General features: G+C 75.0%; 26 protein-coding genes. 12 read left to right on the top strand and 14 right to left on the bottom strand.

Annotated features, from left to right (window positions below; genetic code table 11):
• Positions 1-227 precede the first annotated feature (227 nt).
• Genes ACIP82_RS07085 through ACIP82_RS07075 form a run of 3 tightly spaced genes read left to right on the top strand, consistent with a single transcriptional unit; the run spans position 228 to position 3,108 of the window.
• Positions 228-461 (top strand): ferredoxin, encoded by a 234-nt coding sequence (locus tag ACIP82_RS07085; RefSeq protein ID WP_363606198.1) that lies wholly within the window; start codon positions 228-230, stop codon positions 459-461.
• Complete coding sequence (locus tag ACIP82_RS07080) at positions 451-1,845, top strand: NAD(P)/FAD-dependent oxidoreductase (protein WP_400651711.1); 1,395 nt, start codon at positions 451-453, stop codon at positions 1,843-1,845. The genes ACIP82_RS07085 and ACIP82_RS07080 overlap by 11 nt, the downstream gene beginning before the upstream one ends.
• Positions 1,846-1,875: 30 nt before the next feature.
• Positions 1,876-3,108: a cytochrome P450 gene (locus tag ACIP82_RS07075; protein WP_400651709.1), complete on the top strand. Its 1,233-nt coding sequence runs from the start codon at positions 1,876-1,878 to the stop codon at positions 3,106-3,108.
• Positions 3,109-3,169: 61 nt separating this feature from the next.
• On the opposite strand, the gene ACIP82_RS07070 is transcribed toward ACIP82_RS07075, so the two are convergent.
• Positions 3,170-3,652, bottom strand: coding sequence for a GNAT family N-acetyltransferase (locus ACIP82_RS07070; protein WP_363606201.1), 483 nt, complete (start codon positions 3,650-3,652; stop codon positions 3,170-3,172).
• Positions 3,653-3,800: 148 nt separating this feature from the next.
• Between ACIP82_RS07070 and ACIP82_RS07065 the strand changes: the two genes are divergently transcribed.
• The 4 genes from ACIP82_RS07065 (at position 3,801) to ACIP82_RS07050 (ending at position 9,107) form a co-directional block, all read left to right on the top strand.
• Positions 3,801-4,388 carry a DinB family protein gene (locus ACIP82_RS07065; protein ID WP_363606202.1) on the top strand — a complete coding sequence of 196 codons (588 nt, stop codon included), beginning with the start codon at positions 3,801-3,803 and terminating at the stop codon, positions 4,386-4,388.
• 121 nt (positions 4,389-4,509) lie between these two features.
• Positions 4,510-5,811 carry a DUF5685 family protein gene (locus ACIP82_RS07060; protein ID WP_400651705.1) on the top strand — a complete coding sequence of 434 codons (1,302 nt, stop codon included), beginning with the start codon at positions 4,510-4,512 and terminating at the stop codon, positions 5,809-5,811.
• A 162-nt stretch (positions 5,812-5,973) separates the two neighbouring features.
• Positions 5,974-7,182, top strand: coding sequence for an alpha/beta hydrolase family protein (locus tag ACIP82_RS07055; RefSeq protein ID WP_400651702.1), 1,209 nt, complete (start codon positions 5,974-5,976; stop codon positions 7,180-7,182).
• A 287-nt stretch (positions 7,183-7,469) separates the two neighbouring features.
• The gene (locus ACIP82_RS07050; protein ID WP_400651699.1) at positions 7,470-9,107 is read left to right on the top strand and encodes a M4 family metallopeptidase; all 1,638 of its coding nucleotides are present in this window, start codon (positions 7,470-7,472) and stop codon (positions 9,105-9,107) included.
• A gap of 135 nt (positions 9,108-9,242) precedes the next feature.
• Here ACIP82_RS07050 and ACIP82_RS07045 read toward each other — a convergent pair whose 3' ends face one another.
• The 4 genes from ACIP82_RS07045 to ACIP82_RS07030 form a co-directional block, all read right to left on the bottom strand.
• On the bottom strand, positions 9,243-9,407 hold the full coding sequence (locus ACIP82_RS07045; protein WP_363606208.1) for a hypothetical protein: 165 nt from the start codon (positions 9,405-9,407) through the stop codon (positions 9,243-9,245).
• Positions 9,408-9,470: 63 nt separating this feature from the next.
• Positions 9,471-9,872 (bottom strand): TIGR03618 family F420-dependent PPOX class oxidoreductase, encoded by a 402-nt coding sequence (locus ACIP82_RS07040; RefSeq protein WP_363606210.1) that lies wholly within the window; start codon positions 9,870-9,872, stop codon positions 9,471-9,473.
• 111 nt (positions 9,873-9,983) lie between these two features.
• The gene (locus ACIP82_RS07035; RefSeq protein WP_400651695.1) at positions 9,984-10,616 is read right to left on the bottom strand and encodes an MBL fold metallo-hydrolase; all 633 of its coding nucleotides are present in this window, start codon (positions 10,614-10,616) and stop codon (positions 9,984-9,986) included.
• Entirely contained in the window at positions 10,613-11,698 is a 1,086-nt protein-coding gene (locus tag ACIP82_RS07030) for an S-(hydroxymethyl)mycothiol dehydrogenase (RefSeq protein WP_363606214.1), read from the bottom strand. Before ACIP82_RS07030 ends, ACIP82_RS07035 begins: the two co-directional genes overlap by 4 nt.
• A 402-nt stretch (positions 11,699-12,100) precedes the next feature.
• On the opposite strand from ACIP82_RS07030, the gene ACIP82_RS07025 reads away from it, so the two are divergent.
• Both ACIP82_RS07025 and ACIP82_RS07020 read left to right on the top strand, forming a co-directional pair.
• A complete protein-coding gene (locus ACIP82_RS07025) occupies positions 12,101-13,309 on the top strand; it encodes a cytochrome P450 (RefSeq protein ID WP_363606216.1) in 1,209 nt (402 codons plus the stop codon).
• Entirely contained in the window at positions 13,306-13,599 is a 294-nt protein-coding gene (locus ACIP82_RS07020) for a ferredoxin (protein WP_400651692.1), read from the top strand. Before ACIP82_RS07025 ends, ACIP82_RS07020 begins: the two co-directional genes overlap by 4 nt.
• Before the next feature lie 73 nt (positions 13,600-13,672).
• Here ACIP82_RS07020 and ACIP82_RS07015 read toward each other — a convergent pair whose 3' ends face one another.
• Positions 13,673-14,944, bottom strand: coding sequence for a phosphotransferase family protein (locus ACIP82_RS07015; RefSeq protein ID WP_400651689.1), 1,272 nt, complete (start codon positions 14,942-14,944; stop codon positions 13,673-13,675).
• A 140-nt stretch (positions 14,945-15,084) separates the two neighbouring features.
• Positions 15,085-15,957 carry a PhzF family phenazine biosynthesis protein gene (locus ACIP82_RS07010; RefSeq protein ID WP_400651687.1) on the bottom strand — a complete coding sequence of 291 codons (873 nt, stop codon included), beginning with the start codon at positions 15,955-15,957 and terminating at the stop codon, positions 15,085-15,087.
• 370 nt (positions 15,958-16,327) lie between these two features.
• Between ACIP82_RS07010 and ACIP82_RS07005 the strand changes: the two genes are divergently transcribed.
• The 3 genes from ACIP82_RS07005 (at position 16,328) to ACIP82_RS06995 (ending at position 18,985) form a co-directional block, all read left to right on the top strand.
• The gene (locus ACIP82_RS07005; RefSeq protein WP_363606222.1) at positions 16,328-17,131 is read left to right on the top strand and encodes an MBL fold metallo-hydrolase; all 804 of its coding nucleotides are present in this window, start codon (positions 16,328-16,330) and stop codon (positions 17,129-17,131) included.
• A gap of 6 nt (positions 17,132-17,137) precedes the next feature.
• The gene (locus ACIP82_RS07000; RefSeq protein WP_363606223.1) at positions 17,138-17,569 is read left to right on the top strand and encodes a nuclear transport factor 2 family protein; all 432 of its coding nucleotides are present in this window, start codon (positions 17,138-17,140) and stop codon (positions 17,567-17,569) included.
• A gap of 156 nt (positions 17,570-17,725) precedes the next feature.
• Positions 17,726-18,985, top strand: a complete 1,260-nt coding sequence (locus ACIP82_RS06995) for an NAD(P)/FAD-dependent oxidoreductase (RefSeq protein ID WP_400651683.1) — start codon at positions 17,726-17,728, stop codon at positions 18,983-18,985.
• 69 nt (positions 18,986-19,054) lie between these two features.
• On the opposite strand, the gene ACIP82_RS06990 is transcribed toward ACIP82_RS06995, so the two are convergent.
• The 7 genes from ACIP82_RS06990 to ACIP82_RS06960 all read right to left on the bottom strand — a co-directional run bounded on the left by ACIP82_RS06990 (position 19,055) and on the right by ACIP82_RS06960 (position 26,105).
• On the bottom strand, positions 19,055-20,224 hold the full coding sequence (locus ACIP82_RS06990; protein WP_400651680.1) for an alpha-hydroxy-acid oxidizing protein: 1,170 nt from the start codon (positions 20,222-20,224) through the stop codon (positions 19,055-19,057).
• Positions 20,225-20,419: 195 nt separating this feature from the next.
• Positions 20,420-21,451 (bottom strand): SDR family oxidoreductase, encoded by a 1,032-nt coding sequence (locus tag ACIP82_RS06985; RefSeq protein ID WP_363606227.1) that lies wholly within the window; start codon positions 21,449-21,451, stop codon positions 20,420-20,422.
• A 54-nt stretch (positions 21,452-21,505) separates the two neighbouring features.
• Positions 21,506-22,756 (bottom strand): beta-ketoacyl-[acyl-carrier-protein] synthase family protein, encoded by a 1,251-nt coding sequence (locus ACIP82_RS06980; RefSeq protein WP_363606228.1) that lies wholly within the window; start codon positions 22,754-22,756, stop codon positions 21,506-21,508.
• Positions 22,753-23,007, bottom strand: a complete 255-nt coding sequence (locus ACIP82_RS06975) for an acyl carrier protein (protein WP_363606230.1) — start codon at positions 23,005-23,007, stop codon at positions 22,753-22,755. The genes ACIP82_RS06980 and ACIP82_RS06975 overlap by 4 nt, the downstream gene beginning before the upstream one ends.
• Before the next feature lie 92 nt (positions 23,008-23,099).
• On the bottom strand, positions 23,100-24,374 hold the full coding sequence (locus ACIP82_RS06970) for an aspartate aminotransferase family protein (RefSeq protein WP_400651676.1): 1,275 nt from the start codon (positions 24,372-24,374) through the stop codon (positions 23,100-23,102).
• On the bottom strand, positions 24,371-24,862 hold the full coding sequence (locus tag ACIP82_RS06965) for a type II toxin-antitoxin system RatA family toxin (RefSeq protein ID WP_400651673.1): 492 nt from the start codon (positions 24,860-24,862) through the stop codon (positions 24,371-24,373). Before ACIP82_RS06965 ends, ACIP82_RS06970 begins: the two co-directional genes overlap by 4 nt.
• A 4-nt stretch (positions 24,863-24,866) precedes the next feature.
• Positions 24,867-26,105 carry a GNAT family N-acetyltransferase gene (locus ACIP82_RS06960; RefSeq protein WP_400651866.1) on the bottom strand — a complete coding sequence of 413 codons (1,239 nt, stop codon included), beginning with the start codon at positions 26,103-26,105 and terminating at the stop codon, positions 24,867-24,869.
• Positions 26,106-26,124 lie beyond the last annotated feature (19 nt).

Below are 26,124 nucleotides of genomic sequence, written 5' to 3'. Positions count from 1 at the left end.
GTGGCCCCGCGGCCCGCACCAGGCCGGGCGGCCGGGCAGCCAGGTCACCCCGGGCGGCCGGGCAGCCAGGTCACCGGACCGCCGGAACTCCCGCGCGTGCCGCCGCGGGCGGGTCCGGTCATGCTGGAAGAGGGAGCCGCCGTCATCCGGCCGTGCGGGCAACCCGCCCACGCGGCCGTCGGGACGGAAGAGCCGAAACGGAAGAACGGAAGAGGGGCAGGGTCGGCATGAGAGTCGTCGTCGATCTCAACCGCTGCCAGGCGTTCGCCCAGTGCGTCTTCCTGGCACCCGAGGTTTTCGAACTGCACGGCGAGGAGTCCCTGATGTACCGGCCCCGCTTCGACGAGGCGCACCGCGACGACGTGCTGCGCGCGGCCGCCGCCTGCCCGGTCCAGGCCATTCTCGTCGACCGCCTGGACGATTCCCGGGATACCCGGACGAGGCACGGCGATGGCTGCTGACAGCGCCGTGCGGGCGTTCCGCAGAGACGGCCGCATCGTCATCGTCGGCGCCTCGCTCGCCGGGCTGCGCGCCGCCGAGCACCTGCGCGAGGAGGGGTTCGGCGGATCGCTCACCCTGGTCGGGGACGAGCCGTACGAACCCTACGACCGGCCACCGCTGTCCAAGCAGGTCCTCCTGGGCCAGGTGCTGCCGCAGGACACCGACCTGCCCCGGCGGCGGGCCGTGGACGCGCGGTGGAGACTCGGCACCGCCGCCACCGGACTCGACCGCGAGAACAGACGCGTCCTGCTGGCGGACGGCGACGCGGTGGAGTACGACCGCCTGCTCATCACCACCGGCGTGCGGTCGCGGCCCTGGCCGCAGGAGAGCGAGGCGTCGCTGGACGGCGTCTGCGTCCTGCGCACCAGGGACGACACCACCCGGCTGACCAGACGGCTCGCCGGGCGGCCCCGCAGGATCCTGGTCATCGGTGCCGGCTTCACCGGTTCGGAGATCGCCTCCGCCTGCCGGGAGCGGGGCCTGGAGGTCACCGTCGCCGAGCGCGGTCCTGCCCCGCTGGTCGGGGCGCTCGGCGGGGTCGTCGGCACCGCGGCGGCGGACCTCCAGCGCGACCACGGTGTCGACCTGCGCTGCGGGATCACGGTGACCGCCCTGGAGGGCGACCCGGCCGGACGGCTGCGCCGCGCCCACCTGTCCGACGGCAGCCAGCTGGACGCGGACGTGGCGGTGGTGGCGCTCGGCGCGGTCCGCAACACCGGGTGGCTGGAGGGGACCGGGCTGGCGGCGGGCCCACGCGGGATCGCCTGCGACGCCGGCTGCCGGGCCTTCGACATCCACGGCATCGTCACCGACGACATCTTCGCCGCGGGCGACGTGGCCCGCACCCCCCACCCGCTGTTCGGCTACCAGTTCCTGTCACTGGAGCACTGGGGCAACGCCGTGGCACAGGCCGAGATCGCGGCGCACAACATGATCAGCCCCGGGACGGAGCGCCGCCCGCACCTGTGGACGCCCGCGTTCTGGTCCTCGCAGTTCGGCGTCACCGTCAAGTCGGTCGGAGTGCCCTCGATGGCCGACGAACTGGTCGTCACCCAGGGCTCGCTCGCCGAGCGCCGCTTCGTGGCCGCCTACGGCCACCAGGGCCGCATCATCGCCGCCGTCGGCTTCGACCAGGCGAAATGGATGGGTTTCTACCAGCGGCTGATCGAGCACGCGGCCCCCTTCCCGCCCTCCTTCCACGCCGTCGACCGACCGGGCGGGGGACAGCAGCCGGTACCGGCCCGGTTCCCCGACCCGGCACTGCCCAGCCACGGCCCCACCGTCACCCTCACCGGTCACTCGCCCAGCGAGCGGCGGGTCGTCTTCACACCCGCCCCGGCCTGACCGGCGGGCCGAGCCCCAAGGAACCCGCCCATGCCCTCCATCAGCCCGGTCCGGCAGATCCTCGACCAGAGCAACCGCGCCGACCCCTACCCCCTCTACGCCGAGCTCCGCCGCACCCCGGTGCTGCGCGACGAGAGCGGCGTCCACCTGGTGACCACCTACTGGGAGATCCGCGGGCTGCTCGAGGATCCGCGCATCAGCTCCGACGTGCGCAGCCGCGCCCCCGGAACGTCCAGCCCCCTGCGCGGCGCGGCCGAGGACGAGACCCTTCCGCCGGCCTTCATCGGGCTCGACCCTCCCGAGCACGACCGGCTGCGCCGGCTGGCCATGCGGCCCTTCGGCCCCCCGCACAGCCCCCGCCGCATCCACGACATGCGCGGCGAGCTGACCCGGACCGTCTCCGGCCTCATCGACGCCCTGGACGGCCGGCAGGAGTTCGACGTGGTCGACGACTTCGCCTACCCCTTCCCCGTCACGGTGATCTGCCGGCTGCTGGGCGTGCCCAAGGCGGACGAACCGCACTTCCGCGTCCTGGTCGACGCGGCACTCGCCGGCCTCAGACCGACCGAGGACCCGGCCGAGCAGCTCCGCACGGCCCAACGGGGCCGCCACGAACTCGGCCAGTACCTCTGGGGGCTGACCGAGGAGCACCGCCACCACCCCGGCGACGACATGCTCTCCGCCTGGGCCACCGACTCCGGACCGCACGGCAGCCTCTCGCCGATCGAACTGGTCAGCACCGCCGTCCTGTTGCTGATCGCCGGCCACGAGACCACCGTCAACCTGGTCACCAACGGCATGCTCACCCTGCTGCGCCACCCCGAGGAGCTGCGGCGGCTGCGGGACGCCCCCGAGACGGCGCCCGCCCTCGTGGAGGAACTGCTGCGCTACGAACCGCCCGTGCACATCCTGCCCCAGCGCAGTCCCCTGGAGGACATCGAGATCGCCGGCACCGTCCTCCCCAAGGGCGAGCCGGTCTGGCTGCTGCTCGCCTCGGGCAACCGGGACCCCAAGCGCTTCCCCGACCCCGACCGCTTCGACCCGACCCGCGAGGACACCCAGCACCTCGGCTTCGGGTACGGGATCCACCACTGCTTCGGAGCGCCGCTCGCCCGCCTGGAGGCGCACATCGCCCTGACCGAACTCGCCCGGCGGCTGCGCGATCCCCGGCTGGTGGCCGACCCGCCGCCGTACCGGCCCAGCCCGGTCCTGCGCGGTCCCCGCCATCTGGCCGTGGCCTTCGACGGCCTTGAGGCGCCGTAGCGCTTCCTGTCAGGTGGTCCGTCCGGGCCGCGCGCCGTCCGGTCGGCGCGGTGACTCGCGGTCAGTGCAGCGGCTTGGCCATCACGCACTCCCTGGTCGCGCCGTCGGGCAGCAGGTCGCCGGGCTCTTCCGTGACGGCGAACCCGTGGCGCAGGTAGAGGGCGAGGGCGGGGTCGTTGCCCGGGATCACGGCGAGCCTCAGCACCGTGCCGCCCGACCGCAGGGCCCAGGCCTCGATCGCCGTGAGCAGCCGGTCTCCGACGCCGCGGCCGCGCGCCCCGGGAGCGACCCAGACCGACCTCAGCTCCTTCCCGGTGCCGTCCCCGGGGACGCCGCGGGCCATTCCGACGGCCCGGCCGTCCAGCAGGGCGACGACGTGGTGGGCGCCGGGCGCCCGGAAGCCGGACCGCCAGCGCTCTTCGCCGCCGTCCTGCCAGTCCGCGAGCCGGGACTTGAACGCGTGCGGCGCCTCGGCGAGCGCGGCGAGGCGGACCTCCCGCCACAACGGCCAGTCGTCTGTCGTGAGAACGCGCAGAGTCAGCATGCGGGCGAGTCTGTCGCACCGCCCACGGGGCGGTCCACGGCATTTGCCCTGGCCGCGGCAGGGGCGGCAGCGGCTGCGCGTGGCCACGGGCGGAGGGGGGTGGACAAAGAGGGTGAACAAAGACCGCGTGGACGGCAGACTGGCCCCCATGGCTGCATCGGATCCCAAGGAAGACCTGCGCGTCTATCTTCAGGACGCCCGCGACGTCCTGCTGTGGAAGCTTGACGGTCTGTCCGAGTACGACGTTCGCCGCCCCATGACACCGACCGGCACCAATCTGCTGGGGCTGGTCAAGCACATGACCGGCGCGGAGGCGATGTACCTCGGCGAGGGCTTCGGGCGGCCGTTCGACGGGCCGCCGCTCTGGATCACCGGTGACGCCGAGCCGAACTCGGACCTGTGGGCGAGGCCCGACGAGACCCGTGAGCAGATCGTCGGACTGTACCGCCGGGTATGGGCCCACGCGGACGCGACGATCGAGTCGCTGCCCCTGGACGCGGTCGGCCGGGTGCCCTGGGGGCGGCGGAGTGAGGTGACGCTCCACCGCGCGCTGGTCCACCTGATCGCCGAGACCGACCGGCACGCCGGGCACGCCGACATCGTGCGGGAACTCGTCGACGGGGCCGTGGGGCAGCGGAGCGACAGCGGCAACATGGCACCCGGGGACGCCGTGTGGTGGGAGGACCACCGGAACCGCGTGGAGCGGGCGGCCAAGGAGGCCGACCACGGCGCGTAGTCGGGAGAGCGGGAGGCCGGGGGCGGTTCGCGGGCGGGTACGGCCCATCAGAGCTACCAGCCGCTGATCATATGATGTCCGCAGCCAGAGGCCGGTTCGGCCCGGCCCGGCGAGGGGGATCATGTTCGGCATCATCAGACCGTGCAGACACCGGCTTTCGGAGCGGCTGCAGACGTCCTGGATGGCGCATCTGTGCGGGCTCTGCCTCGCGCTGCGCGACGACCACGGCCAGTTGGCCCGGACCGCCACCAACTACGACGGCCTGATCATCTCGGTGCTGGTCGAGGCGCAGAGCGCGAAGGACGACGCCTCCTGGCGCCGCACCGCGGGGCCCTGCCCGCTGCGCGGGATGCGGACCGCGTCGGTCGCCAGGGGCGAGGGCGCCCGGCTGGCCGCCGCCGTCTCGCTGGCGCTCGCCTCGGTGAAGATCCGCGACCACGTCGAGGACCGGGACGGCGTGTTCGCCCGCCGTCCGGTCGCCGCCGGGGCCCGGGCGGTGACCAGGCGCTGGGACCGCAAGAGCGCGGGCAGTGCCTCGGCGGTCGGCTTCGACACCGCCGTGCTGCTCGACGCCGCCTCCCGCCAGGGCGGGCTGGAGCGGGAGCTGGCACCGGGCGGCTCCGTCCTGCTGGTCACCGAGCCCACCGAGAGCGCCACCTCGGCGGCGTTCGCGCACACCGCCGTACTGGCCGGCCGGCCCGGCAACGCCGCCCCGCTGGCCGAGGCCGGCCGGCTGTTCGGCCGGCTCGCCCATCTGCTGGACGCCGCCGAGGACCAGGCCGCCGACGCCGCGAGCGGCGCCTGGAACCCGCTCACCGCCACCGGCACCGACCGCGCCGAGGCCGAACGCCTCTGCCGCGACGCCGTCCACGGCATCCGGCTCGCCCTGCGCGAGGTGGAGCTGACCGACCGGGCGCTGGTGCACGTCCTGCTCGCGCACGAGACCGAGCGCGCGGTCGAGCGGGTCTTCGGCCCGGCCGCGCACGCCGTCTCCTGCCGCACCCGGACGGCCGCCGCCACCGACGGCACCACCGACACCGGCACCGCCGGCAACCCGTACCAGGCGCCGCCCCGGCAGGACCCGGACCAGGCACCGCCCGGCGAGCCGGGCGCACCGGTCCCCCCGTGGGTGCCGCAGGGACCGGGCTTCAGCCCGCCGGGCGCCCCGCCCCCGCACCCGCGCAACCTGCTGGCCGGCTGCGCGGTCTGGGCGCTGATGGCCTGCACCTGCCGGCTGATGTGCTGCGACCACGACGACCCGTTCTCGCGCGAGCGCAGGGAGGGCTGGTGCTCCCGGCACGACTGCGGCGACGGCTGCGACTGCTGCGGCAACGGGTGCGACTGCTGCGACGGGTGCTGCGGGGACGGCGGCTGCTGTGACGGGTGCGGCTGCGACGGCGGTTGCGACTGCGGCAGCTGCTGAACCGGCGCAGGCCGGGCCCGGACGCCCGGCAATGGCCCCCTGGGTGGAGGCGGGCTCATCCGGGCGGCGGGCCCGCCCGGCGTGGCGGCTCCGACCTGCGGCCGAGCGGGTTACGCCGCCCGCAGGACGCGCCGACGGCGGTCGCGGACCTAACGTGGCGTCATGTCGACAACCCCCCGGTGGCGGACGGCCGCGCTGCTCGCCGTGCCCATCGCCGTCCTGCTCTCGCTGGCCGGCCCGCAGGCCGCGCCGGCCGCCTCCCCGACCGCCTCCCCGGCCGCCGAACCGCCGTCCACCGCATCCTCGTTCGGCTCACCCGCCGACGCGACGGCCGGCGCACCGCAGGTGCCCGCGCCCACCACCCGCCGGCCGGTCGGCGCCACCTCGGTCCACCTGGTGGACACCGGCCGGCACGACCCCTGGCGGCCGGACGCGGCCACCCGCGAACTGATGGCCACCCTCTGGTACCCGGCACAGTCCGCGCGCGGCGAGCAACTCCCCTACATCTCCCCCGAGGTGTCCACGGCCCTGTACGGCACCCCGGACCTCAGCACCGTGGGCACGGGGGTGAAGGCCCGTACGGTGCCGGCGCCCGGACGGCACCCGCTGGTCGTGCTCTCCCCCGGCTACGGCTACAGCCGGACCTCCCTCACCGCCCTCGCCGAGGACCTCGCGGCCCGGGGCTACGCGGTGGCCGCGCTGGACCACACCTACGAGACCGTCGTGCAGTTCCCCGACGGACGGGTGGAGTCCTGCCTGATCTGCGACCGGGTGGACGAGCAGCGGGCGGCCGAGGTCACCCTCAGCCGGGCGAAGGACATCGGCTTCCTGATCGACCGGCTGACCGCGCCCGGGCCCGGGCTCGTCCGCGGGCTGCAGATCGACCGCTCCCGGATCGGCGCGGCCGGTCACTCCATCGGTGGCGCGAGCGCGATCGAGGCGATGCGCGAGGACGGGCGGATCCGCGCCGCCGCCAACCTGGACGGCGACGTCTTCGTCCCGCTCCCGGCCGACGGCCTCTCCCGCCCGGTGCTGCTGCTCGGCGCCCAGCGGCACGCCGGCGCGTCCCCGACGGCGAACTGGGACGAGACCTGGCAGCACCTGACCGGCTGGAAGCGCTGGCTGGACCTGCCGGAGGGCGGCCACCTGTCGTTCTGCGACGTGCACTGGCTGGTGGACTCCCTCGGCGTCCGCGACCAGGTACCGCCCGAGACCGCACAGGGGCAGTACGGCACCATCAAGGGCGACCGTGCGCTCGCCGCCACCCGGGCGTACCTCGGCGCGTTCTTCGACCGGCATCTGCTCAACCGTCCGGCCCGGCTGCTGGACGCGCCCTCGGCGGCGTATCCGGAGGTCCTGTTCGCCAAGTAGGCCGCGTCCTCGACGAGTTCGGGCCGAACCTCTGGACGCGCCGTGACCTGAGCATGTAAAACAGCTCTCCCGGCAGCTCTCCGCACAGCGCCCCCGCCCCCGCGCGCCGCGCGCACCCCTCGGCACGTCCTGCCGCGCGCGGCGCGCAGCCCCCTCGCAACGCGCCACCACGCCTCAGCACGCCCCACCGCTGCCGGAGTTCACCGCGTCCAGCCGCCGCGCCCGCTCGGCGGCGCACCTTGCCGTGCGCCGCCGCCGCGGCCTTCGCCGAGAACCCGAGGAGCACGATGCCGTTCAGCATCCGAACGACCGCCGGTGCCATAGCCGTTGCCGTCGCGGCGGTCACCTTCACCGCCACCGCCCTGCCCGGCACCGCCTTCGCCGCCCCCGAACCGGGCCCGGCCGCCTCCGCCGCCCCCTCCTCGGCCGCCGTCTCGGCCGCCGACGCGGCACTCGCCGCCAACGCCGCCCGGCTCGGCATCACCCCGGCGCAGAGCCGCACCGTCCGGGACGTCGTCGCCGACGCCGACGGCGGCCGGCACGTCCGCTACGACCGCACCTTCGCCGGACTGCCGGTGCTCGGCGGCGACCTGGTCGTCCACCTCGCCCCGGGCGGCGCCTTCACGGGAGCCGACCGGGCCGCCGGCGATCTCGCGGTGCCCACCACCACGCCCGCCGTCCCGGCCGCCACCGCGCGGGCCCAGGCCGTCCGGGCCCTCGGCCCCGCCACCCGAAACGCCGACGCCACGGCCGAGCTGGTGGTCGACGCCCTGCACGGCACGCCCCGGCTCGCCTGGCAGACCACCGCCGCCGGCCAGGACTACCTCGGCAACCCGGTCGCCCGCACGGTGCTGTCGGACGCGGCCACCGGCGGCACCATCGCCACCTGGGACGCGATCGAGACCGTCACCGGCGACGGCGCCTCGCTCTACAGCGGCACCGTCCCGCTGGAGGCCACCGCCGCCGGCGGCTCCTACCAGCTCAAGGACCCGACCCGGGGCGGCACCTACACCGGCGACGCGCAGAACAAGACCGACCTCTGCATCGGCAGCATCTGCATCAGCCGGGCGCCCGCCGTGCTCTTCACCGACGCCGACAACCACTGGGGCACCGGCACCACCGCCGACCGGGCCACCGCCGCCGTCGACGCCCAGTACGGCACCGACGTCACCTGGGACTACTACAAGAACGTGCACGGCCGCAACGGCATCGCCGGCGACGGCAAGGGCGCGTACAACCGCGTCCACTACGGCAGCGGCTACAACAACGCCTTCTGGCAGGACAGCTGCTTCTGCATGACGTACGGCGACGGCGACGGGACGACCTTCGGGCCGCTGGTCTCGCTGGACGTCGCCGGGCACGAGATGTCGCACGGCGTCACCTCGCGGACCGCCAAGCTCACCTACTCCGGCGAGTCCGGCGGGCTCAACGAGGCGACCTCCGACATCCTCGGCACCCTGGTCGAGTTCTACGCCGCCAACCCCGCCGACCCGGGTGACTACCTGATCGGTGAGCAGATCGTGCAGCCCGGCTTCGGCAAGGCCGCGCTGCGGTTCATGGACCAGCCGTCCAAGGACACCAAGTCGGCGGACTGCTGGAGCTCCGGCGTCGGCAACCTCGACGTGCACTACTCCTCGGGCGTCGCCAACCACTTCGCCTACCTGCTCGCCGAGGGCAGCGGCACCAAGGTGGTGGGCGGCGTCACCTACTCCAGCCCCACCTGCGACGGTTCGACCGTGACCGGCATCGGCCGGGACAAGCTCGGCGCGGTCTGGTACCGGGCACTCACCGTCTACATGACGTCCGGCACCACGTACGCCGGCGCCCGGACGGCCACCCTCAAGGCGGCCACCGACCTCTACGGCGCGGGCAGCGCCGAGTACGCCGCGGTCGCCGCCGCCTGGTCGGCCGTCGCGGTCGGCTGACCCTCGCCGCCACCACCCGCCACCGGCCCGGGGCGCCCCCGCGTCTCGGGCCGGTGTGCGCCCCCGCCTGGTCCCGGCCCGCGCTGCCAGAGCGGCACCACCGCCACCGGACCACCGGCCGCCGACCGCCCGCGCTCACACATCCCGGCTCGCGACCGCCGCCGGCCCCGTCCGCCGGTCCGCCGCCAGCGAGTGCTCCAACCGCGCCAGCAGCGCCCGGAACCGCTCGGTGTCCTGCTCTGTCATCCGCCCGTCGGGCCGCACCCGCGCACCCGGCACCTCGGCCGTTCTCTCGTTCATGCCCCCGACGTTATGCCCCGGCGATCAACAGCCGATAAACACCCCCGCCGTCGGGCGGCCGGATCACGCCCGGCCGAGCACCCGGTCGACCGCTATCTCGATGACCACCCGGTCCGGGTTCACCCGCGGCTCCCGGTACCGCTCCGTGTAACGGCGCACGGCCTCGGCCACCTCCCCCGGTTCGTCCCGGACGACGGCCACGCCCTCCAGCGTCGACCAGCGCGCCCGGTCCACCTGGCAGACCGCCACCCGCATCCCCGCAGGGCCGGCCGCCAGCACGTTGCGCACCTTGCGGCTGGTCCGGCTGCTGATCACCCGCGCGACCGCCGTCTCCGGCTGGTACGTCACCCCCACCGGCACCACATGCGGCGAACCGTCCGGCCGCCGGGTGGTCAGCGTGGAGATGTGCCGCTCCCGCCAGAACGAGAGAAAGGCGTCGTCGAGCTCGCGCGGATCATGGGCCATGCCCGCGATCGTACGACGTCCGGCCCGGTGCGCGGGCACCGGGCCGGACGGCGACGCACCGCCTCGGCGCAGGTCCTGGCGACGCCGCACCGCCTCGGCGGCGAGCACGGCTCAGTGACCGCGGGCGATCCAGTCGGCGAGGGCCGGGGCCTCGGCACCGATGGTGGTCGGGTCACCGTGCCCGGTGCGGACCACCGTCTCCGGGGGGAGGGAGAGCAGGCGGTCGCGGATCGAGTCGATGATGGTCGGGAAGTGCGAGAACGACCGGCCGGTGGCGCCCGGGCCGCCCTGGAAGAGGGTGTCGCCGGTGAAGACCGTCCCGAGGTCCGGCGCGTACAGGCAGACCGCGCCCGGCGCGTGCCCGGGCGTGTGCAGCACGGTCAGCACGGTGCCGGCCACCTCGATCCGCCCGCCGTCGGCGAGTTCGGCGTCCGGCAGCCGCTCGGGGTGGGTGAGCTTCCAGAGCGGAAGGTCGTCGGGGTGCAGCAGGATCGGCGCGCCGGTCCGGGCGGCGAGCGCGGGGGCCGCGTCGATGTGGTCGTTGTGCGCGTGGGTGGAGACGATGGCCAGCAGCCGGCGCCCGCCCAGGGCCGCCTCGATCGCGTCGGCGTCATGGGCCGCGTCGATCACCACGGCCTCGGCGTCGTCACCGACGATCCAGACGTTGTTCTCCACCTCCCAGCTGCCGCCGTCGAGTTCGAAGGTGCCCGCGGTGACCAGCCGGTCGATGCGCGCGGTGGTCACAGGACCACCACCGAACGGAGCACGTCGCCCTGGTGCATGCGCTCGAACGCCTGCTCCACCTGGTCGAGGTCGATGGTCTCGGTGACGAACGCGCCGAGGTCCAGACGGCCCTGGAGGTAGAGGTCGATCAGCATCGGGAAGTCCCGCGAGGGCAGGCAGTCGCCGTACCAGGAGGACTTCAGCGCGCCGCCCCGGCCGAACACGTCCAGCAGCGGCAGCTCCAGCGCCATCTCCGGCGTCGGCACGCCGACCAGGACGACCGTACCGGCCAGGTCGCGGGCGTAGAACGCCTGCTTGTACGTCTCCGGACGGCCGACCGCCTCGACCACCACGTCCGCGCCGTGGCCGCCGGTCAGCTCGCGGATCGCCTCGACCGGGTCACTGGTACGGGAGTTGACGGTGTGGGTGGCACCGAGCCGCTGCGCGGTGGCCAGCTTGCGGTCGTCGATGTCCACCGCGATGATCTTCGACGCGCCGGCCAGGCGCGAGCCGAGCACGGCGGCGCCGCCGACCCCGCCGCAGCCGATCACCGCGACCGTGTCGCCGCGGCCGACGTTGCCGGTGTTGATCGCGGCGCCGATGCCCGCCATCACACCGCAGCCCAGCAGCCCGGCGACGGCCGGGTCGGCGGCCGGGTCGACCTTGGTACACTGCCCGGCCGCGACCAGGGTCTTCTCGGCGAAGGCACCGATCCCCAGGGCCGGGGAGAGCTCGGTGCCGTCCAGCAGGGTCATCTTCTGCTTGGCGTTGTGGGTGTTGAAGCAGTACTGCGCCCGGCCGCGCTTGCAGGCCCGGCACTGACCGCAGACCGCGCGCCAGTTGAGGACGACGAAGTCACCCGGCTCGACCTCGGTCACGCCCGCGCCGACCGACTCGACGATGCCCGCCGCCTCGTGGCCCAGCAGGAACGGGAACTCGTCGTTGATACCGCCCTCGCGGTAGTGCAGGTCGGTGTGGCAGACACCGCAGGCCTGAATCCGCACCACCGCCTCGCCCGGTCCCGGGTCGGGCACGACGATCGTCGTGACCTCCACGGGCGCGCCCTTGGCGCGCGCGATGACTGCCTTGACCTGCTGGGCCATCCGATTCCACCTCCGTCGGCCGGCGCGCCTCCGCACCGGCGTGACCTGCATCAATGACTTGCCCACGAAGCGTAGCGCCCGTCCGGCCGCGCCCCCGGCGTACGGGCCTGGTGATCCGGCTCACCGTGACCCGGTCGGCCCGGCCGGCCGCGTCGGCCGGGGCGCGCGCACGGCACCGAGCACCCGTCATCGTGCCCTGAACCGGCCGCCGATGGCTGGAAGTGCCGCTGACTGCGGACCGTCACCCACGTACGGTCGAAGCTGACCTGCCACACCCCGACCGAACCACCCCGGCCGAACCACCCCGACCCGCGCCGAACCGTCCCCGCCCGCGCACCTCCCCGGATCCACCCCCCGTCGGGCCGCCCCGTGCGGCCCACCGCCCTGGAGTCTGGAGTACGGATGTCCGCCGAGAACAGTGCGACCGGCACCGCCCAAGCGCCCCTGATCCCGCTGCACTGCCTGCGCCACCTGGAGCCGGGCCCGCCCCGCCTGGCCGCGCTGCCCACCGGCACCCCGGTCTGGCTGGTCAGCCGGCACACCGACGTCCGGCAGGTGCTCACCGACCCGCGTCTGGGCCGCGCCCCGCTGTACGCCGCCGACGCGCCGCCGCTGTCGCTCACCCCCAACATCCTGGACGACCCGCAGAGCATGCTGAACATCGACGGCACCGGGCACCAGCGGCTGCGCCGCACCGTGCAGCGGGCGTTCACCCCGCGCGCGATCGCGCGCTGGCGCCCCTGGGTGGCCTCGGTGGTCGAGTCCCTGCTGGACGAGCTGATCGACCAGGGCTCCCCCGCCGACATCGTCGCCGCCTACTCCCGCCCGCTGCCGATCGCCGTGATCAGCCGCCTGATGGGGCTGGACGGCCTCGACAGCAAGCGCCTCGCCCACTGGAGCGACCACGCGCTCTCCGCCACCGCCTTCTCCGCCGAGGCGATCCGGGCGGCCATGGACGACTTCGCCGCGTTCGGCACCGAGCTGATCGCCGAACGCCGCGCCGCCCCCGGCGACGACCTGGTCAGCAGTCTGCTCACGGCGGCCGACGAGAGCGGCGACATCGGCGAGGCGCAGTTGGTCTCGCTCGTCATCGGCCTGGTGGTGGCCGGGCACGAGACCACCATGACCACGCTCGGCAACGCCCTGGTCTACCTGCTCGGCGACGGCCGGGACGCCTGGCAGCGGCTCGCCGCGGACGAGCAGAGCGCGGCCGCGGCCACCGAGCAGTTGCTGCGCGCCGTCCCGCTCGGGGACGCCAAGATCCTCCCCGGGCTGCTGCGGCGCACCGTGGAGGACGTCGAGATCGGCGGGGTGGTCATCCCGGCGGGCAGCGTGGTGGCCGCCGACACCGGGGCCGCCAACAAGGACCCCGGGGTGTTCACCGGGGACCTGCTGACCGAGCTCTTCTCCCCGCTCGCCGCGCCGATGTACACCTTCGGGGCCGGCCCCCACCACTGTCTGGGCGCCTGGCTGGCCCGGATGGAACTGGAGCTCGCCCTGCACCGGCTGGCCCGCCGGCTGCCCGCGCTGCGGCTCGCCGGGGCGACGGACATCGACTGGCGGCGCGGCCTGCTGACGCGCAGCCCGAACTCCCTCCAGGTCGCCTGGTGACCGCCGACGCGGCGGACGCCGACGCCGTGGTGGTCCGGGTGGACCGGGACCGCTGTATCGGCTCCGGGATGTGCGCGCTCACCGCACCCGGCTCGCTGGCGCTCGGCGCCGACGGGCTGGCCCGCCCGGTGCGCGGATCCGTCGACGGCGCGGGCGGCGGCGGTGACGGCAGCGGCGGCAACGGCGAGCGGCTGACGGAGGCGCTGGCCGAGGCCGTGGACTTCTGCCCGGTCGAGGCGATCGCCCTCTACTCCGCCCGCCACGGCCACCGGCTCGCCCCGGCCGAGTGACGCCCGCGCCGGTGCCCCGCCCTCCCCGGGAGGGCGGGGCGCCGGTGACGGTCCGCCCGTCCCGGACGGGCGGTCAGGCCGGGACCTGCCCCGGCTCGCCCGCCCAGGCCAGCGCCTTGCGGATCTCGCTCGCCGGATCGCCCTCGTGGTACGGGCGCTCGCTGGTCTCGACGTGGTCCAGGAACTCCTGGTACCGCACCGCGTACGAGAGGTGGTAGAGCGGCTCGACCAGTTCCAGGGCGCGCTCCGGGTCCGAGCCGGGGGCATGCTCCCGCCAGGCGCGCGCCCAGACACCGGCGATCTGCGCCCAGCGCTCGGCGGAGACGTACTGACGCGGGCGCAGCCCGTCCAGCGCCGGGTGGCCGAGGCAGGAGTCCGCGTAGTCGACGATCACCGTGTGCGTGCCGTCGGAGCGCCAGTTGCCGGGGTGGAAGTCGCCGTGCACCAGCGTCTCGGGGAGTCCGCAGGCGGCCAGTTCACCGACCAGTGCGGGCAGTCGCGCGGCGAGGGCGCGGGCGGCGGCGAGTTCACCGGCCGTCAGATCGGAGCGGGCCGGGCCGGTGCCGGCCTCCAGCCGGTCGAGCAGGGAGTCGACCTGGCCGAGGAGGGTGCGCGGGGTGCGGTCGCGCAGACCGGCGGCGGCCGCCCGGCCGTCCGCCGCGAGCGCCGCCTGGGCGGCGACCAGCCGGGGCAGCACGTCCGCGACGGTCTCGGCGGACGGGCCCCAGCAGTCCTCCCCGGGCACATGGTCGAGCAGCAGCAGCCCGCGCTCCGGGTCGGCGCCGAGCACCGGTGGCACCAGGGTCGCGTCGAAGCCGCCGAGCAGGGCGATGACCTCGCCCTCGCGCGCGTTGAACACCGGGTTGATCGCCTTCAGCCAGGCGTCGCCGCCGGTCGTGGTCGAGTAGCGGAACAGGCCGGACAGGTTCCACGTCCTGAGCTGCCGGGCCCGGCCGGCCACGGGACGACCCGTCTGCCCCAGCGTCCGCTCCGCCCAGTCCAGGACGTCGCGCAGCCCGGCGGGCGTGGCCCAGCCGGCCCGCCGCTCGGCCGGGCCGAGCAAGGCGGCCAGGTCGGCGCCCGGCTCACGCGGGGCCGGCGCGGCGGGCCGCTCCAACGCCTCGGCGTGGTAGACCACATGCCCGCCGCTACCGCCCTCGCCGCTCGCCACCTCGGCCAGCCGGACCACCGCCACCGGCACTCCGGCCACGGCCGAGACCCGTTCGACCACCGGCCCGACGGCCGACCACCACCCTCCGTCCACCTCGAACGGGCCCACCGGCCCGAAGTAGTCGTCCCCGTGGGTGAGGTGGACGCTGACCGTCCGACCGTTCGCTCGTTCCATCCGGGCAGGTTCCCTCATCCGGCCCGCCCTCGCGACCGAATTTCGGCCCGCCGGTACGGCGTAGGCGCTGGGCCCGTCCGGGGCCGGCCGCCCGGCCCGCCGGTGCCGGTGCCTCCGTCCCGTCGGCCCCGGTGGCACGGCTACGGGATCGCCACGGCGGCCCCCGAGACCCGCACCCGGGCGTCACCCTCGCGGAGTTCGACGTGCAGCAGGCCCGGGCGGCCGAGATCGTCGCCCTGGTGCAGCGTCAGTGTGGCCGGCACCGTCACCGCGCCCAGTTCGCGCAGGTAGGCGCCGAAGGCGGCGGCGGCGGCACCGGTGGCGGGATCCTCCACGACGCCGCCGACCGGGAACGGGTCGCGGACGTGGAAGACGTCCTCGCTCTCGCGCCAGACCAGTTGGAGGGTGACCAGATCGCGGGCCGTCATATAGGCGGCGAGGCCGTCGAAGTCGTACGCCAGCCGGGCGAGCCGGTCACGGGTGGCCGCGGCGAGCACCAGGTGGCGGGCGCCGCCGTAGGCGATCCGGGGCGGCAGCGCGGCGTCCAGGTCCTCGGGCGACCAGCCGAGCAGGGCGAGCGCCTCGGCGACGTCCGCCTCGCCGGCCTCCTCGACGTGCGGCTCGACGCTGGTGAGGGTGGCGCGCAGCACGCCGTCCGCGTCCTTGTCCACCTCGATCGGCACCTCGCCGGCCGGGGTGGCGAAGACGTAGTGGCCGGGACCGGTCCGCTCGGCGAGCGCGACGGCGGAGGCGACGGTGGCGTGACCGCAGAACGGCACCTCCAGCAGCGGGCTGAAGTACCGCACGGTGTAGGTGCCTTCGGCCCGGCCGGGTATCAGGAACGCCGTCTCCGAGTAGCCCACCTCGGCGGCGATGGCGAGCATCCGCTCGGTGGAGAGGCCGGAGGCGTCCAGCACGACGCCGGCCGGGTTCCCGCCGTCCGGGCGGGTGGTGAAGGCGGCGTAGCGAAGGATCTCGCCGCCGGGGGGCACGGGCACGGTGTCACTGGTCATGACCGCTCGAACGCCGTCCGTCCGACGGCTGTTCCCGTTCGTCGGCCGCAACTGGTGTCACTCGGATCGCCACGCGCCCCCTCCGCCCCGCCCACGCCCCCTCAGCCCAGGCCCTCTCAGCGCAGCACGGCCCGGGTGGCCGCGCGCCGGCCCCCGCGGTGCTGACGGCGCTGCTGACCACCCGGCGGCGGCCCCGGTCCGGTGGGTCCCTCCCGGCGCCGACGAGCCCGGCCCCGTACCCGGCCGGCCGCACCACGCCCGTCCCCCGCCCGGCCCAGTCCGGCGTGCGGGCGGGCACGTCGGAGCCGATGCTGGGCGGCGACGCGCGCCCGGCGTACGGCGGCCGGGCCGGCCCGAGGAAGGACACCCCATGAGCTCCCTCGACTTCGAGGTCATCGACAGCCCCGACAGCTCACTGAACAAGACCTCCGTGCTGGTGACCGGTCCGAACGACGCCCTGCTGGTGGACGCCGGGTTCACCCGCTCCGACGGGCGGCGGCTGGCCGAGCGGATCCGCGCCACCGGCAAGCGGCTGACCACGGTGTTCGTCAGCCACGGCGACCCGGACTTCTACTTCGGCGCCGAGGAGGTCCAGGCCGCCTTCCCGCAGGCCCGGTTCCTGGCCACCGCGGCCACCGTCGAGCACATCCAGGAGTCCTACGAGGACAAGCTGAAGGCCTGGGCCCGTCTCGGGCCGGAGCTGCCGACCCGGCTGGTGCGGCCCGAGGTGCTGCACAACGACGAGCTCGTCTTCGAGGGCCACCGGTTCGAGCTGCGCGGCGCCGACTTCCACCTGCCGGAACGGCACTACCTCTGGCTCCACCACCACCACGCGATCCTCGGCGGGGTGCTGCTCTTCGAGGGACTGCACGTCTGGACGGCCGACACCCCGACCCCGGAACAGCGGGCCGCCTGGATCGACCTGCTGGACGGGATGGAGGCGCTGGAGCCGACGTTCGTGGCGGCCGGCCACCGGACCGCCGGCGCACCCACCGACACCACCGCGATCCGACACACCCGGGACTACCTGCGGGCGTTCGAGACGGAGATCGGCCGCACCACCGACGCGGCCGCCGCCAAGGAGGCGCTGGAGCGCCGCTTCCCGGATCTGGGCCTGAAGCTGGCGGTCGACCTCGGGACGAAGGTCGCCAAGGGCGAAATGGCCTGGGGCTGAGCCGCGATGATCGAGATTCCGAAGGCCGCGGCCTCGTTCGCCGAGTCCGACGCCCCCGCCGACGTGGTGCGCCGCCAGTACCTGGCCTCGGCCCGCGGGGACCTGGCCGCACTGCGGGCCACCCTGGCCGACGACGTGGAGTGGACCGAGATGGCGGGCTTCCCGCTGGCCGGCACCTACCGCACGCCGAAGGGCGTCACCAGCAATGTGATGGAGCGCCTGGCCGCCGAGTGGGACAGCTGGACGGCGCACGACGACCGCTATGTGGTGGACGGCGAGAACGTGGTCGTGCTGGCCCGCTACACCGCCGTCAACAAGGCCACCGGCCGCCCCCTGGCGGTGCGGGTGGCGCACCACTTCACGGTGCGCGGCGGCCGGATCGTCCGGTTCGAGCAGTTCGTCGACACCGCCCTGGTCAGGGCCGCGATGACGGCCTGACCCGCGCAGAACCACCTAGCGCCCGCTCTAAACCCGCTCGAACCCTGCTTCACCCGTTCGGGGGAGCCTGTCGCGGCGCGCCCGGCGCGGCCTCGACAGGCCCGCAGGACGGCGGCAGGCTGTCGGTGATTCCGGCCGGAGAGCGAGGAGTTCAGCATGAGCACGAACACGGCGGGGACGGCCGACGGCGGCGGGCGCGAGCGCCCGTACGTGATCGTCGGGGCCTCCCTCGGCGGCGCGAAGGCCGCGCAGGCACTGCGCGAGGCCGGGTACGGGGGCGGCATCGTCCTGATCGGCGACGAGCACGAGCGGCCGTACGAGCGGCCACCGCTCTCCAAGGGATACCTGCTCGGCAAGACCCCGCGGGAGAAGATCTACGTCCACCCGCCGCAGTGGTACGCCGAGCACGACATCACCCTGCGGCTGGGCACCGCGGTCGCCTCGATCGACCCGGCCGCGCACACCGTCACGCTCACCGACAACGGCGAGATCGGCTACGACAAGCTGCTGCTGACCACCGGCTCGGTGCCGCGCCGGCTGCCGGTGCCCGGCGCGGACCTGGACGGGGTGCTGTACCTGCGCCGGGTCGAGGACAGCGACCGGATCAGGGCGGTGCTGAGGCCCGGCGCCCGGGTGGCCGTGATCGGGGCCGGCTGGATCGGCCTGGAGACGGCGGCGGCGGCGCGGGCCGCGGGCGCCGAGGTCACCGTGCTGGAGGCGGCCGAGCTGCCGCTGCTGCGGGTGCTGGGCCGCGAGGTCGCCCAGGTCTTCGCCGACCTGCACCGCGACCACGGCGTGGAGCTGCGGTTCGGCGCCGGCGTCCAGGAGCTGACCGGCGCGGGCGGCGCGGTCACCGGCGTACGGCTCGCGGACGGCGCGACGGTGGCCGCGGACGCGGTGATCGTCGGCATCGGCATCACCCCGGACACCGCGCTCGCCGAGGCCGCCGGGCTGGAGATCGACAACGGCGTCCGGACCGACGAACGGCTGCGCACCTCCGACCCGGACATCTACGCGGCGGGCGACGTCGCCAACGCCTTCCACCCGCTGTTCGGCCGGCACATCCGGGTCGAGCACTGGGCCAACGCGCTGAACCAGCCGCAGACCGCGGCCCGCGCGATGCTCGGGCAGGACGAGGTGTACGACCGGGTGCCGTATTTCTTCTCGGACCAGTACGACGCAGGCCTGGAGTACGTCGGCTACGTCGAGCCCGGCGGGTACGACCGGGTGGTCTTCCGCGGCGACCCGGCCACCCGCGAGTTCATCGCCTTCTGGGTCGCCGAGGGCAGGGTCCTGGCGGGCATGAACGTCAACGTCTGGGACGTCACCGACCCGATCCGCGAACTGGTCCGGTCCGGCCGGGCGGTGGACCTCAAGGCCCTGGCCGACCCGGCCGTCCCGCTGACGGACCTCTGACGGACCTCTGACGGGCCGCTGACGGACCGCCGAGGCGCGCGGCGGGCCGACGGGCGCCCTGCCGCGCGCTCAGAGCCGCCGCAGGGCGCCGTCGGCACGCAGGTCGGCGAGCGCCGGGTAGCCGTCCACCGCCATCAGCAGGTCCGCCTCGGCGAGCAGCGAGCGCAGGACGTGCACCACACCGTCCTCGCCGCCCAGGGCCAGCCCGTACGCGTACGGGCGGCCGACGCCGACCGCGGTGGCGCCGAGGGCGAGCGCCTTGACCACGTCCGCGCCGGTCCGCACCCCGGAGTCGAACAGCACGGGCAGGCCGTCGGCGGCCTCGACCACGCCGGGCAGCGCGTCCAGCGCCGGCAGGCCGCCGTCGGCCTGCCGGCCGCCGTGGTTGGAGCAGTAGACCGCGTCCACGCCGCCGTCCCTGGCGCGGCGGACGTCCTCGGGGTGGCAGATGCCCTTGAGGACCAGCGGCAGATCGGTGAGCGAGCGCAGCCAGGGGAGGTCGTCCCAGGTGAGCGGGTTGCCGAAGACACCGGCCCACTCCAGCACGGCGGCCCTCGGGTCCTCCTCCGGGGTCTTGGCGAGGCGGGCCCGGAACACCGGGTCGCTGGTGTAGTTGGCCAGCGCGTGACCGCGCAGCTGGGGGAAGTTGCCGGTGGCGAGGTCGCGCGGCCGCCAGCCGGTGAGCCAGGTGTCCAGGGTGATCACGATGCCCCGGAAGCCGGCCCCCTCGGCGCGGCGCACCAGGCTCTCGGCCAGTGCCCGGTCGGTGGGCGTGTAGAGCTGGAACAGACCGGGGGTGTCGCCCAGCCGGTCGGCGACCTGTTCCATCGGGTCGACCGACAGGGTGGAGGCGACCATCGGCACCCCGGTCCGGGCGGCGGCCCGGGCGGCGGCGAGGTCGCCGTGGCCGTCCTGGGCGCAGAGGCCGATCACCCCGATCGGGGCCAGGAACAGCGGCGAGGGCAGCCGCAGGCCGAACAGGTCCACGGTGAGGTCGCGCTGCCGGGCGCCGACCATCATCCGGGGCACCAGGCCCCAGCCCTCGAAGGCGCTCACGTTGGCCCGCTGGGTCCGCTCGTCACCGGCGCCGCCCGCGACGTACGACCAGACCGAGGGCGACAGTGCGGCCCGGGCCCGCGTTTCGAGGTCCGCGAAGGTCATCGGCAGGGTCGGCTGGACGCCGAACAGCCCGTCGAAGTAGATCTCGTTCTGGTAGTCGCCGAACTGCTGCCCTGCCATCGCCGGTCGCCGTCCTTCCGTGGGCCGCCGGGCCCGGGCCCGTCCCGGGCGGCGGCAGCCCCCACCCTGCCAAACCCGCGGCCCGGCGGGGAGGAGGAGGACCGGTGCGGGACCGCCCGGTGCGGCGCGTTCAGTGCGTGACCAGCGCGCCGTGCCGCATCCCCGGCCCGGCTGGACGGCGGATCGGACGGCGGGTCAGACGGCGAGCAGGGTCCAGGGTTCGGGGCGGGCCAGGGCGAGGCGGGGTTTGCGGGCGGCCCAGTGGCGGACGGAGGCCGCCATGACGGCGGCCGGGTCGTGCACCGTCCGGGTGGGTTCGAAGGGCTCGCTCATGCTGGTGTAGCTCTGGAACATGGCGAGCAGCTTGACCGCCTGGCTCTGGAACGGCGAGAGGTACTGGTCCGCGAGCGGCAGGAAGAAGCGGTTCCAGCTGTCGCCGGACACCAGGGGCGGCCGTTCGATGGGGGCCACGCCGTGGGCGGCGCGCCATTCGTTGAGGGTGCCGCAGATGACGTCGAGCAGGGAGTCGAGGGTCAGGCTGCCGCGGCCGGCCGCCAGCACCTCGGTGCGCGGGACGTCCGGGGGCGCGCCGAGCGCGGCCTCGGCGACGAGGGCGGCGACCTCGTCCACCGGGCTGATCTCGGCATAGCCGGCCGGGTCGCCCACGACCACGGCGGCCAGGCCCGAGACGAGCGCCTGTAGCACGGTGTAGGGGCCGGAGAAGCGGGCGATCTCGCCGCTGTCGCGGCGGCCGACGATCAGCGGCGGGCGGACCAGCGTCAGCGGGCCGTCGTGCTCCGCGCGGACGACCTCCTCGCAGACCGCCTTGGACCACTCGTAGCCGTTGCGGTACCCCTCGAACTCGGCGCCCCGCAGGTCCTCGGGGTTGCGGACGCCGCCGACGTAGGCGGTGGAGAGGTGGACGAGGTGGGTGTCCCGGTCGGCGAGGGCCAGGACGGCCCGCAGCGGGTCGATGTTGGCGGCGGTCGCCTCCGCCCGGCTGAGGGTCCAGCGGGTGGAGGCCGCCGAGTGCACGATCACGTCCCAGTGCCCGGCGAGGACGGCGGGCGCGGGCTCGGCGCCGATCCGCCAGCAGAGCACGGAGTCGTCGGCGGCCCGCCGGGCGACCCGGGTGACGGTGTGCCGGGCGGGGCCGTCGGCGGCGCGCAGCCGTTCGACGACCTCGGCGCCGACCACACCGGTCGCTCCGGTGACCAGGATTCGCATGGCTTCCTTTCTGTCGGGGTGCGGCTGTTCTGTCGCGCTGCGGGCGGAGCCTGGTCAGCCGGCCGGGACGAGAACCAGGCAGGCGTTCTGGCCGCCGAATCCGAAGGAGTTGGAGAGGACGGGGGCGGGCCGGACGGAGCGCGGCGCGCCGCGGACCAGGTCCACCAGGTCGGCCTCCGCGCTGGAGCGGAGGTTGGCGATCGGCGGGACCACCCCCCGGGCGGCGCAGAGCAGGCCCAGCACGGCCTCCAGGGCTCCCGAGCCGCCGATCAGATGGCCGGTGACGCCCTTGGAGGCGGTGAGCGGCGGCGGCTGCCCGGCGAAGCAGCGGTCGACCGCCCGGGCCTCGGCACGGTCGTTGAGGAGCGTCGAGGTGCCGTGGGCGTTGATGTGGCCGATGTCGGCGGTGGACAGCCCCGCGTCGGCGATGGCCTGCCGCATGCACCGGGCGGCGGTCCCCCCGTCCTCCTGCGGGGCCACGATGTGGGAGGCGTCGCAGGTGTCGGCGTAACCGGCGACCTCGCCGTAGATCCGCGCGCCCCGGGCGAGGGCGGCGTCCCAGCGTTCGAGGACGAGCACGGCCGCGCCCTCGCCCATGACGAAGCCGTCCCGGTCGGTGTCGAACGGACGGCTGGCCAGCTCGGGTTCGGTGTTCCTGGTGGACATCGCCCGCATCCGCGCGAACGCCCCCACGACGACGGTGGTGACGGCCGAGTCGACGCCCCCGGCCAGCGCCACGTCGAGCTCCCCGTACCTGACCTTCCGGGCGGCCTCGCCGACGGCGGTGGTACCGCTGGCACAGGCGCTGGAGTACGTGGTGCAGGGGCCCTGGAAGCCGTACCGCATGGCCAGTCGGCAGGCCGGCGAGTTGGCCATGGTGCGGGGCACGGTGTGCACCGGCATGTCCCTGGGCCGGTCGCCGTGGCTCAGGGTGACGGCCTCCATGCTCGGCAGGCCGCCGATGCCGGTGCCGATCTGCACCCCCACCCGGTCCGGCGGCAGTCCGGCCGGCAGGGTGGCGTCGGCCACGGCGTCGGCGGCCGCGCAGAGCAGCAGTTGGGTGGTGCGGTCGATCTGACGCGACTCACGGCGGGTGAGGTAGGCGTCGAGGTCGAACGGCGGTACCAGACAGGCGAACTGGACCGGGTGGTCCTGCTCGGCCAGCCACCCGGCGACGGTGGCGGCGGTGCGGTCGGCCTTCAGTACGGTGGTGAACGCCTCCTCCGGGTCGTTGCCCGCCGGTGACTTCACGCCGATGCCGGTGACGGCGACGCGGTGTCCGCCCGAACGGTGACGGCCGGTCATGCGGGCTCCGCCGTGCGGATCCGGAGCAGGTCGATGGCCTGGCCCACGTTCTGCGCGGCGGTCAGGTCCGCCACCTCGATCCGCAGTTTCAGGGCCCGTTCCAGCCGGGCTCCGATCTCCATCAGTTCCAGGCTGTCGATGCCGTAGTCGGCCAGCAGGCTGGTCCGCTCGTGCACCTCCTCCACCTCGGTGCCGAGCACATCCGAGATGGTGGTCCTGACCAGCAGGGCCAGGTCCTCGCGTGTGGGCATGTCCGTCGTTCCTTTCCGATACGGGGCGGTGCGGGTCGGTGCGGCCGGGCGGGTCCCGTCCGGTCGGGTCCGGTCGGGTCGGGTCCGTGGTGTCAACCCGCCGCGGTCGCGGCGATCGCGGCGTCGAGGATCCCGGTCGCCTCCGCGATCTCCGCTCCGGTGCCGACCAGTGGGGGCAGCAGGCGCACGGTGGTCGGCCGGCCCAGGCAGGGCGAGACCAGCAGCCCGGCACCGGCCAGCTCGACCACGACCGCGCCGGCCGCCCGGGGCGTGGCGAAGTCGATCCCCCGGAGCAGGCCCCGGCCGCGCACCTCGGTCACCACACCCGGGTAGCGCTGCCCGAGACCGTCCAGCGCGAGGTCCAGAAGACGGGACAACTCGGCCCCGTGGCCGGCCAGTTCCTCGATCGCGGCGAGGGCCGCCGGCAGCGCCGCGCAGCTCAGCGGATGGCCGCCGAACGTGGCGGAGTGCAGGAACGGGTCGGCGGCCAGCGGGGCGTACATCCGCTCGGAGCAGAGCAGCGCGGACAGCGGCACCACCCCGCCGCCCAGCGGCTTTCCGAGCAGCACCGCGTCGACGGGGAGGCCGTCGGCGAGGGCGACCGACCGCTCGCCGCACCGGCGCAGCCCGCACTGGATCTCGTCCGCGATGGCGAACGCGCCGTGCCGGTGGGCGTCCTCGCACCACTGGCGCAACACCTCGGCCGACAGCGGGACGGCACCGTTCTCGCCCTGGACGGGCTCGAAGACGACGGCGGCCACATCGCCGGCGGAGGCCTCGCGGAGCACCGCGTCCGGGTCCTCCGGGTCCAGATGGACGACGTCCACCGCACAGCCGCGCAGGCCCACCCGGTAGAGCGGGCTGTGGGTCAGCGCGAGCGCGCCGAGCGACTTGCCGTGGAAGCCGCCGCGCACCGCCAGGACCCGGGCCCGGCCGGTGGCGAGCCGGGCCAGCTTGACCGCGACCTCCACCACGTCGGCACCGTTGAGGCCGAAGTAGACCTTCGGCAGCGCGTCGCCCAGGTAGCCGGCGAGGCAGGCCGCCGCCCCGGCCGCGACCGGGTTGGCCAGGCTGCGGGTGGAGGTCGGCATGGTGTCGAGCTGCCGCCGGACGGCGGCCACCACCGCCGGGTGGCGGTGGCCGAGCAGGGTGACGGCGTACGAGCCGAAGTCCAGCGCCGAGCGGCCGTCGGAGAGCGTCACCCGGCACCCGCCGGCGGACTCCTCGACGGCTCCGCGCCCGGCGAAGCTGCCGGTCAGGGCGAGCTTCGGGGAGAGGTGGCGGCGCAACTGGTCGAACACCCCGGTGGCGGTGGCCGGGGCGGTGGAGGCGGCGGTGGCCGGCCCGGCCGCAGGCGCGGCGGTCACGGCGCGACCGCCGGGTCGAGCGGGCGGTGGGTGCCGGCGGCGGGCGCGGCCCCCAGCAGCCGCTGTTCGAGGGCGGCCAGTATCTGGGCGGCGTTCTCCCTGAGGGCGTCCGCGGCCACCGGGTTGAGCATCGCGGCGAGCAGCGGGATGCCGATGTCGAAGTCGACGTGCAGGGAGACGGTGCTGCCGCCGCCCGGTGCCGGGCGGACGGCCCAGTGGCCGGCGAAGTGTCCGAGGTCACCGCTCACCTGGTGGAAGGAGAAGCGGCGGGCCTCGGGGTCGATCACCTCGGCCTCGGTCCAGTGCAGGACCGATCCCTTGAGGCGGACCGACCACGCGGTCGTCCGGTGCCGGTCGTCGGTCCGGTCGGTGACCACCACCGAGTCGACGCTCTCCATGCAGTCCGGGTAGCTCTCCACGTCGACCACCGCCGCCCAGGCGGTGTCGGGCGGAACCTCGATGGGCAGATCCACTTCCACGCGTGGCATGGCTTCACCTTTCTCCGTCGGGGGCGGCCGGCACGCCGACCGGTGGGCCGGCCGCCGGACCGGCCGCCGGAGCGAGCGGGCCCGGACCGGCCGGGGCGTTCGGGCCCAGGGCCTCGGCCACCGAGGCGGCCAGGGCGGGCGGGAGCAGCCGCCGCAGCACGGCGCGGGGCAGCGGCCGGACGTGGGTCATCGCGTGCCGCTGTTCGACCAGGTCGCAGCCGAGTTCGAGTTTCGGCTCGTACGCCGTCTGGGCGAAGCGGATGTGGCGGCAGCCCGCCTCGATCGCGAGCCGGATCGCCGCGTAGTGCACGTTGTGGTAGAGCCGGGCCTCGTGGGCGAGGCGGTAGTCGAGACCGATCCTGGCGCCGACGGCTCCCGACCCGGCGAAGAGGCAGAGCAGGAACGCGACCAGCCGGTCCCCCTCGAAGCAGGCGACCAGCCGGCGGTCCGGGTCGGTGCCGGCGTGCACGGCGGCCAGGAAGGAGCCGTCGAGGACGTCGAGGGTCTGGTCGGCGCGCGCCATCACCTGCCGGTAGAGGGCGAGCACCTGGGGCAGCAGGTGCCCGAAGTCGTCGAGGACCTCGATCCGCAGGTCCGGCCGGGCCTGGAACTTGCGGATCTTGCTGCGGGCGTTGCGCCGCGGCTTGGCCGGCAGCGCGGCGACGTAGTCGTCGAACGAGCCGTACCCGAGGCGGAGTTCGGTGTCGGGCAGGCCCGGGGCGAAGAAGAAACCGGACTCCTCCAGGGCCGGGCGCAGCCGGTCCAGCTCGGCCGGGGCGAAGTCCTTGAAGAGGACGGTGCCCAGCCGCTCCCGCCGGGCGAAGTCGAGCACCGCGCGCACCAGCAGCCGGCCGGCCTCCTCGTCCAGCGGGCCCGGGGCCAGGACGTGCCCCTGGCCCAGCAGGTTGCCGCAGAACAGCATCGGCACCCGCAGCAGCCGCGGCGCCACCCGGCGGACGGGCGCCAGCAGCCGGCGCTCGCGCGGGCCGACCACGTGGTCCAGCCGGAGCTCCCGGAACAGGGAGAGCGGCAGCACCGCGACCACCTGGCCGGCGCGGCGCACCACCAGGCAGGCATAGCCGTCGGGCCCGACGGAGGAGTGCGCCAGCGCGGTGAAGACGCCGCGGGCCCACATCGGGTCGTCGCCGGGGGCGAGTTCCGCCCACAGTTCGCGGGGCAGCGCGTCGACGCCGGGAAGGATCTCGACGCGGTAGCCGGGGTGGCGGGCGGCGGCCGGGTCCATCGAGGTCACCTGCTCACGG

Origin of the sequence: Kitasatospora sp. NPDC088548, from assembly GCF_044753005.1 — a bacterium.
In the GTDB taxonomy this organism is placed as follows: Bacteria; Actinomycetota; Actinomycetes; order Streptomycetales; family Streptomycetaceae; genus Kitasatospora.
The sequence above is the reverse complement of the archived record's forward strand: the minus strand, read 5'-3'. Positions and strand labels throughout refer to the sequence as shown.